The sequence below is a fragment of the Micromonospora sp. NPDC047644 genome, assembly GCF_040704315.1.
GTDB lineage: Bacteria > Actinomycetota > Actinomycetes > Mycobacteriales > Micromonosporaceae > Micromonospora.
Window position 1 is genome coordinate 19,212 of the sequence record NZ_JBEYSY010000005.1, and the last position, 13,841, is coordinate 33,052.

The window sequence follows — 13,841 nt, forward strand, 5'->3', positions numbered from 1 at the left end:
AAGTAACCAATTCGGCCGTCCATCGTTGCCAATCGTGGGTAGCGGACTCGCAACGTCCGATGTCCCGCACCGCCGCACCGCCCCCGTGCCCCCTCACGAAGGCGACCGCCGTGCTCCTCGCGTACCCGTTCCGCGTTCTCGTCCCCCGCCGTGCGGCACCGGAGGCCGCCACGTCCGTGGCGGTGGCGCTGCTCCTTCTCGCCGGTTCCGTCGACCTGGTCCCGCCGTCGGTGGTGATCGCGTTGGCCGCCGGCGCCGGCGCCACGCTCGCCGGGCTGCGACTGTCCCGGCTGGCCGCCCGACACGGCACCGATCCGGCACCGCGTGCGGCGGGGGCGCTGCTCGACGCGGCGGTGGTGGCGGCGGGTCTCACCGCCGTCGTGTTGCCGCTGGCCGGCATCGGGCACACCTTCGCCGTGCTGATCGGGTCGCTGGTCGTGGCGGCTCTCTCGACGGCCGGTCTGCGCCGGCTCCCCGGCCGGTCCCGGGAGGCGGCCCCGGTCCGGTTGCGGTGGCTGGTCGAGTCGACCGGTCCGGCCGTCGGTCTGGGCCTCGCCGGCTGGTTGCTGCTGCCCCCCGACGGGCTACCGGCCCCGGTCCGGCTGGTCGCCGCGTTGACGCTGGGCGGGTTGGGCATGGCCGCCCTGAACGCGTTCGCGGGGCCACGACGGCGCTCGGGTGCCGAGGTCTGCCGGGGTGGCGTGCTGCTCACCCTGGGCGGGCTGGTGCTGCTGGCCACGGTGCCGCCCGCGCCGGCCGGTCGGGTGGCGCTGCTGGCCGTACCCCCGCTGGTGTTCGGGATGTTGCTCGTCGCGGTCGGCGCGGCGGACGCGGCTGACGACACGGGGTCGGTGGAGCCGGTCGTCGCGGCCTGGCCCCGGTCGGTGCTCCCCGCGGCGGTGCTGCTGCTGGCATCGGGTCTGCACCTGGGCGCCGGCCGCGCACCGGATCGGACGAGCGTGCTGTTGGCCCTGGCGGCGGTGCCGCCCCTGGTGCTGCGCGAGCTGCTGCGCGCCGGTGACGCGTCCAGGTCCGTCCGGCGGGCCGCTCATCGGCGACCGGCCGGCCGTTCGCTGCGGCACCGCCGTGCGGTGCCGCCGCGCTGGTCGGGCACGCCGGAGTCGCCTCCCGAGCGGGACCTTGGCGTCCCGGAGGGTGCGGCCACCGCGACCGGTGCCGGCTCCACCTGGTCGCCGGACCACAGTTCCTCGTGGTCGGGGCTCGACCGGCCACCCGCGTCGGCGGGCGGCACTCCCGGTGACCGGGCCGCCCTGCTGGACGCCCTGGCCGCGATCGGCGACGTTCCGGCGCCGGCCGGTGCGCTGCTGCTCGTGGACCTGCACGGCACCGAGGGGTTCGGCCCGACGGCCCGGGAGGACGTGCTGGCCGAGGCGGTGCGCCGGGCCCGCGCGGTCATCGCCCCCGATGATCTGGTCACCGGCTGCACGGGCACCGGCTTCGCGGTGGTCACGGCCGCCGGCCCGGTGTTGGCGTACGCGCTGGGCACCCGACTGTTGAGCGCGCTCGGCCCGCCCTACCGGCTGGCCGGCGCGATGCTGCGGGTGCAGACGAGCATCGGGTTGGCCGAGGTGAGCGGCGCCGGGCCGGCGGACGTGCTCCGGCAGGCCGAGCTGGCCCGGCGACGGGCCGTTCAGCTGGGCCGGGACCGGGTGGAGTGGTACGACGCGTTCCTGGAGGAACAGCTGGTACGCCGGCTCGACCTGGAGCGCGAGCTGCCCGGTGCGGTGGCGCGCGGGGAGCTGGACCTCGTCTACCAGCCGGTGGTCGATCTGGCCGGCGGGCAGCCGGTGGGCGCGGAGGCGCTGCTGCGGTGGCGCAGCCCGGTGCTCGGCACTGTGCTTCCGGCCGAGTTGCTGCCGGTCGCCGAGGACCTGGACCTGGTCGGCGAGTTGGAGTGGTGGGTGCTGGACCGCGCCTGCCGGCAGTTGTCCAACTGGTCGGTGGGTGTCCGGGAGCTGTGGATGGCGGTCAACGTCACCACCCGGGAGCTGACCACCCCCGACTTCGTCCAGCGGCTCGCGGCCGTGCTGGCCGCGTACGGGGTGCCGCCGGAGCGACTGGTGGTGGAGGTGAGCGAACCGAGGGTCGCCGGTGACCTGTCGACGGTGGTGGCTCGGCTGGCCGGGCTGCGGTCGCTGGGCGTGCGCACCGCGTTGGACGACTTCCGGGCCGAGCACGCCTCGCTGGCCCAGCTTCGCCGCCTGCCGATCGACCTGCTCAAGGTGGGCCCGGAGCTGGTCGACGCACGGTCGGACGGGCAACCGCCGCTGATCGACGTGGTGGTCAACGTGGGCGAGCGGTTGGGCGTCGAGATCGTCGCCGAGGAGTTGGAGTCGTCGACGGAGGTCGAGGGCGCGCGCCGGGGCGGTTGCCGGTACGGGCAGGGGTTCGCGCTGTCCCGGCCGGCGACCGCTGAGCGGGTCGAGGCGTACTTCGAGGAATTCCCCTCAGCGTCTCGCTGAACCGGTTCATCTCTGTCGCGGCGGTGCGGTGCTGCCGCGCGGCGTGAGGTGGGGCGTCTCGTCCTGCACCCGCCCGGCCGGTTGCCCGGCGACGACGGCGAGCAGGTGCCGGGCGGCGTGCGCGCCGTACGCCGCGATGTCCCGGCCCAGCGCGGTCAGCGGCGGGTGCACCAACCGACACAGCGGTGAGTCGTCCCAGGCCACGATGGACAGGTCGCCGGGCACGGTCAGGCCCATCTCCTGGGCGACGGAGAGCCCGGCGATGGCCATCACGTCGTTGTCGTAGACGACAGCCGTGGGCCGGCCGGCCGAACTGAGCAACCGGCGGGTGGCCCGGCCGCCCTCCTCGCCGGTGTAGTCGGACCAGACGGTGACCGCGTCGACCAGGCCGAGTCGCTGGCAGACCGCCGCGAAGGCGTCGGTGCGGATCTCGGTGTGCCGCAACTCGGGCAGGCCGGCGACCCGGGCGATCCGGCGGTGCCCGAGCGCGACCAGGTACTCCACCGCCTCGGTCAGCGCGGCGGCGTCGTCGGACCAGAGACTTGCCAGCTCACCGGTGCCGCCGGGGCCGCCGATCACCACCGCCGGCAGGTGCAGCTGTTCGAGTGCGGAAATGCGACGGTCGTCGGTGCGCAGGTCGCAGACGAGCACCCCGTCCACCCGTCGCTCGCCCCACCAGCGCTGGTAGACCGCGATCTCGGCGTCCGGGTCGGCCACCACCTGAAGGGTCAGCGCGTACGAGCGGGCGGAGAGTTCGGCCTCGACGCCACTGATCAGCGCCATGAAGAACGGCTCGACGCCGAGGGTTCGCGCCGGGCGGCACAGGGCCAGGCCGACCGCCCCGGCGGTGGCGGCCGAGAGGGCGCGGGCGGCGCTGCTGCGGCTGAAGCCGATCTCGGTGGCGATGGCGAGGATGCGCTGCCGGGTGGCCTCGGAGACGCCGGGCTGCCCGTTGAGCGCGTACGACACGGCACCCTTGGACACCCCGGCGCGTCGGGCGACGTCGGCGATGGTCGGCCGCTTCACCGGCGTGCTCCTTCGCTCGTTGGCCGTTGACAGCCCTGATTCCGGACCGTAGCGTGGCTCAGCTTATCCGGTTCAGTACGGCATCTTTCGATGCGGGAAGGTGCGGTGACATCGTGAGTCGACAGGCACTCTACGACGGTTGGACAGTGCGGGCGGCCCCCGGAACGCAGGTGCCCGAGGAGATCGCCGGCCGGTCGGTGCCGGCGACAGTGCCGGGCTGCGTGCACACCGATCTGCTCGACGCCGGGCTGATCGGAGACCCGTACCTCGACGACAACGAGGTGGCGCTGGCCTGGATCGGGCGCACCGACTGGGTCTACCAGAGCACCTTCGTCCACCGGGCCGGCGACGAGGAGCGCGTCGACCTGGTCTGCGCCGGCCTGGACACCGTCGCCACGCTCACCGTCAACGGGGTGGAGGTCGGCCGGACCGCGAACATGCACCGCGGCTACCGGTTCGACGTGCGACCGCTGCTGCGCGACGGCGACAACGACCTGGTCGTCACGTTCGACTCCGCGTACCGCTACGCCGAAGCACAGCAGGAACGGCTCGGCGACCGGCCGAACGCCTACCCGGAGCCGTTCCACTTCATCCGCAAGATGGCCTGCAACTTCGGCTGGGACTGGGGGCCGACACTGGTCACCGCCGGCATCTGGCAGGAGATCAGCCTGCACGCCTGGTCGACAGCTCGACTGGCCACCGTCCGCCCGCTGGTCACCATGGACGGTCGCGACGGCCGGATCGAGGTGCACGTCGACATCGAGCGGGTCGCAGACGTCCCGCTGACCGTCCGCGCCGCCGTGGCCGGCGTCCGCGCCGAGGTGATCGTTCCGGCCGGGCAGCGCACGGCCGTGCTCACCCTCACCGTCCGCGAGCCCGCGCTGTGGTGGCCCCGGGGGTACGGCGAGCAGGCCCGCCACCCGATCGAAGTGACACTGCACGCGCCGGACGGCGACACACTGGACGACTGGTCGCACCGGATCGGCTTCCGCTCGGTACGGCTGGACACCACCCCCGACGCGCACGGCACCCCGTTCGCGTTGTCCGTCAACGACGTTCCGGTCTTCGTCCGCGGGGTCAACTGGATCCCGGACGACACGTTTCCCACCCGGATCACCCGCGCCCGGTTGGCCGAGCGCTTCGACCAGGCGGTCGCGGCCAACGTCAACCTGCTGCGGGTCTGGGGCGGCGGCCGGTACGAGTCGGCGGACTTCTACGACCTCGCCGACGAGCGCGGCCTGCTCGTCCAGCAGGACTTCCTCTTCGCGTGCGCCGCGTACCCGGAGGAGGAACCATTCGGCACCGAGGTCGCCGCCGAGGCCGCCGAGGCCGTGACCCGGCTCGCGCCGTACCCGTCGCTGGTGCTCTGGACCGGCAACAACGAGAACATCTGGGGTTGGCACGACTGGGACTGGCAGGCGGCCCTCGCCGGGCGCACCTGGGGGCGCGGCTACTACCTCGACGTGCTGCCCCGGATCGTCGGCGAGCTGGACTCCACCCGCCCGTACTGGCCGGGCAGCCCCTGGTCGGGCAGCGAGGCGCTGCACCCCAACGACCCGGCGCACGGCACCACCCACATCTGGGACGTGTGGAACACCGACGACTACACGAAGTACCGGGAGTACGTCCCGCGCTTCGTCGCCGAGTTCGGCTACCAGGCACCACCGGCGTACGCGACGCTGCGCCGCGCGCTGAGCGACGAACCCCTGGCCCACGACTCACCGGGCATGGCGCACCACCAGAAGGCGGCCGGCGGTGACGCCAAGCTCCAGCGCGGCCTCGACGCGCACCTGCCCGCCCCGGCGGACTTCGACGACTGGCACTACCTGACACAGCTCAACCAGGCCCGGGCGATCCAACTCGGGGTGGAGCACTTCCGCTCCCACCGGGACGTCTGCGCCGGCACCATCGTCTGGCAGCTCAACGACTGCTGGCCGGTGACCTCCTGGTCGGCCGTCGACGGCGACGGCCGCCGCAAACCCCTGTGGTACGCGCTGCGCCGCGCCTACGCCGACCGGCTGCTCACCGTGCAACCCCGCGACGGCGGCCTGGCGCTGGTGGCGGTCAACGAGACCGCCGAGGCGTGGACCGTGCCGGCTGCGGTCACCCGGTTCACGCTCACCGGGGAGCCGAGGGCGAAGACCTCGGTCGACCTCGACGTCCCGGCGTACTCCTCGGTGGTGCTGGTGCTGCCGGCGGACCTGGCGCGGCCGGAGGATGCCCGGCGCGAGGTGCTGGTCGCGGAGTCCGATGGCACCGCGGAGCGTGCCGTGTGGTTCTTCGCCGAGGACCGGGAGGTGGACTGGCCGGCGGCGGCCTGGGACGCGACGGTCGAGCCGGTCGACGGTGGGCAGCGGGTCCGGGTCACGGCCCGCACCGTGCTGCGCGACCTGACCCTCTTCCCGGACCGCCTCGACGGCTCCGCCGAGGTGGACACGGCCCTGGTCACCCTGCTGCCCGGCGAGTCGACCACGTTCACGGTGCAGACCCCCAGGCCGCTGGACCCGGCAGCCCTCGTCGCCCGCCCAGTGCTCCGCACCGTCAACGACCTGACCTAACCCCCCCCCCCGCCCTTCCCGCCCTCTCCCCGCCCCGCCCCTCCCCACCCTCTCCCCGCCCCGCCCCGCCCTCTCCGCGCCCTCCCGCCCCGCCCTCTCCGCGCCGATCTTGCAGTTTCTGTTGTCGATATGGGTGGCATGCCCGCGATGTCGGCGCAGAAAGTGCAAGATCGCCGCGCAAGGGGCGCGGGGCGCGGGGCGGGGCGGGGCGGGGCGGGGCGCAAGGGGCGCGGGGGTCGTCGGCGACGGAGGTCGTGCTCGATCCATGAAGTAGTGGCCTCCCACCGTGGGGAGGCCACTACTTCCCTGTTCGAGTGCGATCATCACGCCCTCGGGCGCGATGTGACGGGTCAGGCGCGGGCGGCGGCGAGCACCTGGCCGACCAGGGTGCCCGAGGTGCCCGAGCGCTCGTACTCGGGCCGGTTGAGGCTGCCGCCCATCAGGGGTGCCGGGTTGCGGTGCACGGCCGGGCTGTCCGAGCTGACCAGGGCCGCGAAGTGGTACTCGTCGGCGCCGGTCGCCTCGACGATCCGGGCGATGTTGCGCGGGGTGATGCCACCGCCCGGCATGACGACGATCCGGCCGGCGGCCCGGCGCACCAGGTCGGCGATGAGCGGAGCACCCTCCAGCACGCTGACCTCCTGACCCGAGGTGAGCACCCGGTGCACGCCCAGCTCGATCAGCTGCTCCAGCGCCGCGTGCGGGTCACGGGTCATGTCGAACGCCCGGTGGAAGGTGATGCTGGCGTCGCCCGCGGCGGCGATCAGCCGGCGGGTGGTCGGCACGTCCACGTCACCCTCGGCGGTCAACGCGCCGATCACGATGCCGTGCGCGCCGGCCGCCACGGCGGCTCGGACGTCCCGCTCCATGGCCTCGATCTCGAACGGCGAGTAGATGAAGTCGCCGGCGCGGGGACGGACGATTACGTGTACCCGGATCCGGCTGACCGCGCGCATCGTCGTCTCGATGGTGCCCAGGCTGGGGGTCAGCCCGCCGTCGAAGAGCGCGGAGCACAACTCCACCCGGTCGGCGCCGGCCTCCTCGGCGGCGACCGCCCCCTCGACGCTGTCGATGCAGATCTCGAATGTGCTCATGACTCTTCCTTCTTCGTGCGGATCGACACCGGCTCGGTGGGAGACGATGCCGCTTCGGCGTGGAACGACGCCGGCTCGGTGGGAGAAGATCCCGCAGTCCAGTCGATGACGGCCGTGACGGCGCCGACGGGTACGCCGCCGCCGAGCACCGGCACCTGGCGCAGCGCGTCGGCTCCACCCACCGGTACGCCCACGGCGGCGAGGGCGGCGAGGCTGATCGCGGTGGTGGCTCGGGGCGAACCGTCGATCGCCTTCACCGCCACCGCGTGGCCATCCGGTGCGGCCACCGCGAGCACGCCTTCGGCCCCACCCTTGGCGAGGAAGCCGGGCAGCGCCCGCATCAGGTCGGTGTTCGGGTGCCCGTTCCAGCCGCCGACGTACTCCGGGTGGTGGCGCATGGCCTGCGCGACCAGCGCCTCGTCGCTGCCGGCGGGCGCGGTGACCAACGCCTGGAAGGTGTGGGCCAGGCCGGTCAGCGACAGGCCGAACAGCGGTGCGCCGCAGCCGTCGACCGCGTGGTGCGCGACCGGCGTACCGGCCAGCCGGGCGACGGCGGCCGCGGTTTCCCGCTGGAGCGGGTGGTCGGGGTCGAGGTAGTCGTGGGTGCTCCAGGACCTGGCGACGCAGGCGACGAGCATCGCCGCGTGCTTGCCGGAGCAGTTCATCCGGATCCGGTCGCGCTGTCCGCCGGCGCGGATCAGCCGGTCCCGGGTCGGTTCGTCCTCCGGCCAGTCCTCCGGGCAGCCGAGCGCGTCCTCGGTCAGGCCGGCCCCGGCCAGCATCGCCCGAACCACCTCGACGTGCCGGTCGTCGCCGGTGTGACTGCCGGCGGCGATGGCCAGCGCCGGGCCGGTCAGCTCGTCGCCGGCGGCGATCCGGCAGGCCAGTGCCTGCACCGGCTTGAGGGTGGAGCGGGGCAGCACCGGCTCGTCGGGTACGCCGGCGGCGAGGGCGACAGCGCCGTTCGGGGCGAGCACCACGACGCTGCCGTAGTGCCGGCTCTCGACGAAGCCGTTGCGCACGACCCGGGCCAGTTCGGCGTAGCGGAAGATGCTCACCGGGGGGTGTTCCCTTCGAGGAGTGGCGGGGGCAGCTCGGTGGTCCGCCGGCCGCGCCGTGGGCCGAAGCGGCCGTTACGGGCCTGGAGTACGCGGGCGAACTTCGACAGCGAGGCGTTGACCACCAGGTAGATCAGCGCCACCACCAGGAACGTCTGGATCAGCAGGTGGGTGTACGAGGAGAGCACCTGCCCGCTGTAGAGCAGCTCGGTGTAACTGACCACGAAGCCGAGCGAGGTGTCCTTGAGCAGCCCGACCAGCTGGCTGACCAGGGACGGGGCAAGTTGGAGCAGCGCCTGCGGCAGGACCACCAGCGCCATCACCTGCCCGCGGCGCAGCCCGACCGCGAGGCCGGCCTCGGTCTGCCCCCGGTCCAGCGCGAGGATGCCGGACCGGAAGATCTCCGCGAACGCCGCCGAGTTGGAGACCACCAGCGGCACCACGAGCTTCCAGAACAGCGGGAAGTTCAGCCCGTACTGCGGCAGCGCGAACAGCGTCACGTAGATCAGCAGCAGGGTGGGGACGGTCCGGAAGATCTCCACGTACGCGCCGGCCAGCCAGCGCAGCGGTCGATGTGTCGACAGCCGGCCGAGCGCCAGCAACAGCCCGAGCGCGGCGCTCAGCACGGCGGTCGCGGCGGCGGCGCGCAACGTGGCCCACAGGCCGTTGAGCAGGTACCGCCAGATGGGCCAGGTGGTGAACGGCTCCCACCGGGCGGCGGCCAACTCGCCATGGCTGGCGAACTGGTAGACCGCCGCGACCAGGGCACCGGCCAGGACGACGGCGCCCAGCACCGTGGCGATCCGGATCCGCCGTTGGGCGCGCGGGCCGGGTTCGTCGAAGAGGATCTGCTGCGTCTTGTTCATCGGACGATCGCCAGCCTTCGTTCGAGCAGGCCGGTCACCTGACCGATGATCAGCGCCAGCAGCATGTAGGCGAGGCCCGCGCCGGTGAAGACAGCGATCGGTTGAGCCTCGACCAGGTTCACGTTGTTGGCCGCCTGGGTCAGCTCGACCACGCCGACGGCGGCGGCCAGCGAGGTGTTCATCAGCAGCGCGATGCAGATGTTGCCGATCGGCTGGATCACCGCCCGGAGTCCCTGCGGCAGGATCACGTGCCGCAGGGACTGGCCGAAGGTGAGCCCGATGGCTCGGGCTGCCTCAGCCTGGCCCACACCGACCGTGTTGATCCCAGCTCGGATCGCCTCGGCCAGGTACGCCCCCTCGTACACCGCGATGACGATCGCGGCGGAGGTGAACAGCGGGAACGTGATGCCGATCGTCGGCAGCGCGAACACGAAGAGCACCAGGAGCGCCAGCAGCGGCAGGTTCTGGAACACCTCCACGTACGCGGTGCCGATGGCGCGCAGCAGCGGGACGGGGGCGATCCGCAGAGTGGCCACGACGATGCCCAGCAGCATCGCGCCGACGGTGGTCACGACGGTCAGTTCGACCGTCGTGACCAGGCCGTGGCCAAGCTCGCTCAGGTGGGCGGTGAGGGCTTCCATCGGTACGAGAGGCTGCTCAGGAGCCGTCGGCGGAACCGAGGGCGGGCGGGGTGGGCGCCCCACCCTCCACCACCGAGCCGAGGGTGCCTTCCCAGACCTTCGCCCACGTGCCGTCGGCCTGGATCTTCTTCAGCCACTTGTTGACGAACTCCTTGAACTGCGCGTCCTGCTTGTTGAGGCCGATGCCGTACGCCTCGGTGGTGAACGGCTCGCCCACCACCTTCATCCCCGGGTTCGCCTTGGCGCCCGAGGCGAGCAGCGTGAAGTCCTGCACGTACGCGTCGCCGCGCTTCTGCAGCAGCGCCTGCAACGCCTGCGGGTCGGTGCCGAAGGCGATCTGCTTCGAGCCGGGCGCGGCGGTGGGCAGCGCGGTGACGGCGGGGGTGTTCGCCCCGACGATCACGGTCTTGCCGGCTAGGTCCTTGACACCCTTGATCGAGGTGTCGTCCTTGCGGACCCCGACCGCGAGGCCGGAGGTGAGGTAGGGCCCGGCGAAGGCGACCTGGGTGGCCCGCTGCGGGGTGATCGTGTACGTCTGGAAGACCGCGTCCACCGACTTGGCCTGGAGCATGGCCTCCCGGGTCTGGGTGCCGATGGTCGTCGTCTTCACCTCGGGCTTGCCGATGATGTACTTCGCCAGCAACTTCGCCATGTCGGCGTCGAAGCCCTCGATGGTGCCGCTGACCGGGTTCTGTTGGGCGAGCAGCGGCGCGTCCAGGGATCCGCCGATGTTCAGGTAGCCGCGCTTGCGGATCGCCTCCATCGTGGAACCGGCCGGGATGTCCGCGTCGGTGGCCACCGGAGCCGCGTCGTACACCGACTGGGCGACCACGCCGTCGCCGCCCAGACCGGGGTTGCCGGGCAGCGTCGGAGCGCTGCCGCCGCTGTCGCCGCCGCAGCCGGTGGCGGCGAGGGCCACCGCCACCGCGGTGGCGGTGGCGGTGAGGGCGAGCGACCGCCGCCCGGTGAAGCTCATCTTGAGGATTGACATGACACCCTCCCGTTGGGGGCTAGTGCTGGAGGATCTTGGATAGGAAGTCGCGGGCCCGTTCGGTGCGCGGAGCTGCGAAGAAGTCGTCGGGTGCGCCGGATTCGACGATCCGGCCGTCGTCCATGAAGACCACCCGGTCGGCGGCGCGACGGGCGAAGCCCATCTCGTGGGTCACCACGATCATGGTCATCCCCTCGGCGGCGAGGGAGACCATCACGTCGAGCACCTCATTGACCATTTCCGGGTCGAGGGCCGAGGTCGGCTCGTCGAAGAGCAGCACCTTCGGTTGCATCGCCAGGGCTCGGGCGATCGCGGCCCGTTGCTGCTGCCCGCCGGAGAGTTGGGCCGGGTGGTGGTCCGCCTTGTCGGCGATGCCGACGCGCTCCAGCAGGGCCAACGCCTGCTGCCGCGCCTCGGGTCGGGGGATCCGGCGGACCCGAGTGGGGCCGAGGGTGATGTTGTCCAGCACCGTCTTGTGGCCGAAGAGGTTGAAGGACTGGAAGACCATGCCGACATCGGCGCGAAGCCGGGCCAGCGCGCGGCCCTCGGCGGGCAGCGGCTCACCGTCGATCTCGACGCTGCCCTGTCCGACGGTCTCCAACCGGTTGAGGCAGCGGCACAGGGTCGACTTACCGGAGCCGGAGGGCCCCACCACGACGACCACCTCGCCGGCGGCCACCGTGAGGTCGATGTCCTTGAGCACGTGCAGCGGACCGAACCACTTGTTCAGGCCGCGTACCGACACCATGGGTCGGTCCGCACCCGTCGTCTCCGGTGCCACCAGACGGCCTCACTTCCTTCGACTATAAAACTAAGTCAGCTTCATATCGAACCAACAGCGCCATCTAAAGGTAGCTAGCAAACTAAGTCAACCGGTTGCTTGAACAAACTGCGGGTGCTAAGAAGCTGACGTGACGATTGACGACGCGCCACGCGATGCCCTCCGCGGCGGCCCCCGGGAGCTCCTGCGCTGGGTGGCCACCGGTGCGGCCGTCAGTCGGGCCGACCTGTCCCGCCTCTCCGGGCTCTCCCCGTCGACGGTTTCCCAGCGGGTCGAGGCGTTGATCAGCCAGGGGCTGCTGGAGGAGGCGGGTGCCGGGCGGTCCCGGGGTGGACGGCGGCCCCGTCAACTCGCCGTGCCCACCGGCGGCGCGGTGGTCGGCGCCATCGACCTCGGCGCGCATCACGCCCGCGTCGGCGCGCTGGATCTTTCCGGGCGGGTGGTCCAGGCCCGCACCCTGCCGGTCCGCATCGAGGACGGCCCCGAAGCGGTGCTCGGCGCGCTACTCGCCGAGGTCGCCTCGCTGGTTGACCGCGATCCCGCGGCCGGCGCTCGGGCGGTGGCCGGCGACTCGGCACCAGGTGCGCTGCGCGGCATCGGCATCGGGATCCCCGGCCCGGTGCAGCACTCCACCGGGCGGATCGTCAGCCCGTCGCGGATGCCCGGGTGGAACGGCTTCGACGTCGCCGCGTTCTGCGCCGGCCGCGTCGACGTGCCGGTCGTCGTGGACAACGACGCCAACCTGATGGCACTCGGCGCGCACCGCACCGCGCATTCCGAGTTGGACCACGCCGTCTACATCAAGGCTGGCACCGGAATCGGCTCCGGTGTGATCTCCAGTGGACGGTTGCACCGGGGCGCGCAGGGCTCGGCCGGGGACATCAGCCACTGCCGGGTGGTGGCCGATCCCGCGCCACCGTGCACCTGCGGCAACGCCGGTTGCCTGGAGGCGGTGGCCAGTGGCGCCGCCCTGGTCACCGCGCTCCGGGAGCAGGGTGTGCCGGTCTCCGACCTGACCGGTGTGATCCGCCTGATCGACGACGGCGACCGGCAGGCCACCGCCCTCGCCCGGCAGGCCGGGCGCGCCGTCGGCGAGATCCTGGCCGTGGTGGTCAACTTCTTCAACCCGCAGGTGGTGGCCATCGGTGGTCGGCTCGCCGACTGTGAGCCGCTGCTGGCCAGTATGCGGGCCACCCTCTACGAGCGCTGCCTCCCGCTGGCCGCCCAGACCCTGCTCATCGAACGGGTCGCCGCCGGCCAGGACGTCGGCATCACCGGTGCCGCCCACCTGGTGATCGACCACGTCGTAGCGGCCGCCTGACCTCGCTCAGAGCGACCGCGCCGATCACCCAGGGTGATGCGTCTTCGGATCTACGCATTTTTGTGCGTGCCTTGACACTGATCGTCCTGACATTTTCCTTACAGGCAGTCACATAACCTTCCGGTGTTCCTCACTCACCCGTGACTGTTCCTGGAGGTTCCGACGTGCGGATCAACGGACGGCTGCTCGCGCCGATCTCGTTGGCAGCGATGCTGGCGACCGCCGCCTGTGGCCTGTCGACACCGGCGTCCGGGCAGGCCGAGGTCCCACGTTCCGGCCCGAGTACGCAAACCTCAGCTCCGACCCCCGACGACACGCCGACCTCCAGCCCGACCCCGGACATCCCGACCGACGGGCAGATCCCCACCAGAGCCGCCGGCACCTTCACCACCGCCACCGGCAACGGTCGCGTGATCGGCAAGGGCAAGAAGCGGGTGCGCTACAGCGTCTCGGTGGAGAAGGGCATCGCCTGGGGTGACATCCCCGCCTGGAAGCCGGCCCGGTTCGCCGCGAGCATCGAGCAGGTGTTGGCCGCACCGAACGGGTGGGCCACGTCGGCGCAGCACCCGGTCACGAACGCGGCGGTGGACCTGAACCGGGCGTCCTGGTCGTTCCAGCGGGTCGGCGGCTCGACTGTCGACGTCGACGTACGGCTCGCGACACCGAGGACAGTGGACCGACTCTGCGGCGCGAGCGGCGTCGACACCGAGGGGGTCTACTCCTGCAAGTACGGCAAGACCATCATGATCAACCTGCGGCGGTGGCTCCAGGGGTCACCGGGATACCCGGTCACCATCGACGAGTACCACGCCGGCGTGATCAATCACGAGTTCGGCCACTTCCTCGGCTTCGCCCACATGAAGTGCGGCGGTCGCGGCAAACCGGCCCCGGTCATGATGACCCAGACGATGGGCCTGGGCGGGTGCGTGCCCAACGTCAGCCCGTTCGTCGGCAACGGCCAGTTCGTCAGCGGACCGCGGGCCCCGTCCTGATCTTTGGATCGGGCCCCGGCCGCAACGTTG

11 protein-coding genes are annotated in these 13,841 nt (G+C 72.2%); 4 read left to right on the top strand and 7 right to left on the bottom strand.

The features are described 5' to 3' along the window. Positions 1-110 precede the first annotated feature (110 nt). Positions 111-2,483 (top strand): GGDEF domain-containing phosphodiesterase, encoded by a 2,373-nt coding sequence (locus tag AB0877_RS09600; RefSeq protein WP_366608162.1) that lies wholly within the window; start codon positions 111-113, stop codon positions 2,481-2,483. Positions 2,484-2,489: 6 nt separating this feature from the next. On the opposite strand, the gene AB0877_RS09605 is transcribed toward AB0877_RS09600, so the two are convergent. Beyond that, positions 2,490-3,509: a LacI family DNA-binding transcriptional regulator gene (locus AB0877_RS09605; protein WP_366608163.1), complete on the bottom strand. Its 1,020-nt coding sequence runs from the start codon at positions 3,507-3,509 to the stop codon at positions 2,490-2,492. Positions 3,510-3,622: 113 nt separating this feature from the next. Here AB0877_RS09605 and AB0877_RS09610 point away from each other — a divergent pair, with 113 nt between their 5' ends. Further along, positions 3,623-6,067, top strand: coding sequence for a glycoside hydrolase family 2 protein (locus tag AB0877_RS09610; protein WP_366608164.1), 2,445 nt, complete (start codon positions 3,623-3,625; stop codon positions 6,065-6,067). 350 nt (positions 6,068-6,417) lie between these two features. Here the strand turns inward: AB0877_RS09610 and AB0877_RS09615 are convergent, their stop codons facing one another. The 6 genes from AB0877_RS09615 to AB0877_RS09640 are packed head-to-tail and all read right to left on the bottom strand — an operon-like array spanning position 6,418 to position 11,465. Continuing rightward, on the bottom strand, positions 6,418-7,161 hold the full coding sequence (locus AB0877_RS09615; RefSeq protein WP_366608165.1) for a copper homeostasis protein CutC: 744 nt from the start codon (positions 7,159-7,161) through the stop codon (positions 6,418-6,420). Then, positions 7,158-8,219 (bottom strand): asparaginase, encoded by a 1,062-nt coding sequence (locus AB0877_RS09620; protein WP_366608166.1) that lies wholly within the window; start codon positions 8,217-8,219, stop codon positions 7,158-7,160. The genes AB0877_RS09615 and AB0877_RS09620 overlap by 4 nt, the downstream gene beginning before the upstream one ends. Then, complete coding sequence (locus AB0877_RS09625) at positions 8,216-9,085, bottom strand: amino acid ABC transporter permease (protein ID WP_366608167.1); 870 nt, start codon at positions 9,083-9,085, stop codon at positions 8,216-8,218. The genes AB0877_RS09620 and AB0877_RS09625 overlap by 4 nt, the downstream gene beginning before the upstream one ends. After that, complete coding sequence (locus AB0877_RS09630) at positions 9,082-9,726, bottom strand: amino acid ABC transporter permease (protein WP_357710966.1); 645 nt, start codon at positions 9,724-9,726, stop codon at positions 9,082-9,084. Before AB0877_RS09630 ends, AB0877_RS09625 begins: the two co-directional genes overlap by 4 nt. Before the next feature lie 16 nt (positions 9,727-9,742). Beyond that, positions 9,743-10,717 (bottom strand): glutamate ABC transporter substrate-binding protein, encoded by a 975-nt coding sequence (locus AB0877_RS09635; RefSeq protein ID WP_366608168.1) that lies wholly within the window; start codon positions 10,715-10,717, stop codon positions 9,743-9,745. Positions 10,718-10,736: 19 nt separating this feature from the next. Next, on the bottom strand, positions 10,737-11,465 hold the full coding sequence (locus AB0877_RS09640; RefSeq protein WP_366608169.1) for an amino acid ABC transporter ATP-binding protein: 729 nt from the start codon (positions 11,463-11,465) through the stop codon (positions 10,737-10,739). 163 nt (positions 11,466-11,628) lie between these two features. Here AB0877_RS09640 and AB0877_RS09645 point away from each other — a divergent pair, with 163 nt between their 5' ends. Beyond that, positions 11,629-12,819: an ROK family transcriptional regulator gene (locus AB0877_RS09645; RefSeq protein WP_366608170.1), complete on the top strand. Its 1,191-nt coding sequence runs from the start codon at positions 11,629-11,631 to the stop codon at positions 12,817-12,819. Between the two features lie 164 nt (positions 12,820-12,983). Next, complete coding sequence (locus AB0877_RS09650; RefSeq protein WP_366608171.1) at positions 12,984-13,811, top strand: DUF3152 domain-containing protein; 828 nt, start codon at positions 12,984-12,986, stop codon at positions 13,809-13,811. Positions 13,812-13,841 lie beyond the last annotated feature (30 nt).

Bases quoted from the DNA above. Each gene is read 5' to 3' on its own strand.
- AB0877_RS09635 (WP_366608168.1), bottom strand. From the start codon at position 10,717: ATGTCAATCCTCAAGATGAGCTTCACCGGGCGGCGGTCGCTCGCCCTC.
- AB0877_RS09640 (WP_366608169.1), bottom strand. From the start codon at position 11,465: ATGGTGTCGGTACGCGGCCTGAACAAGTGGTTCGGTCCGCTGCACGTG.
- AB0877_RS09615 (WP_366608165.1), bottom strand. From the start codon at position 7,161: ATGAGCACATTCGAGATCTGCATCGACAGCGTCGAGGGGGCGGTCGCC.
- AB0877_RS09625 (WP_366608167.1), bottom strand. From the start codon at position 9,085: ATGAACAAGACGCAGCAGATCCTCTTCGACGAACCCGGCCCGCGCGCC.
- AB0877_RS09630 (WP_357710966.1), bottom strand. From the start codon at position 9,726: ATGGAAGCCCTCACCGCCCACCTGAGCGAGCTTGGCCACGGCCTGGTC.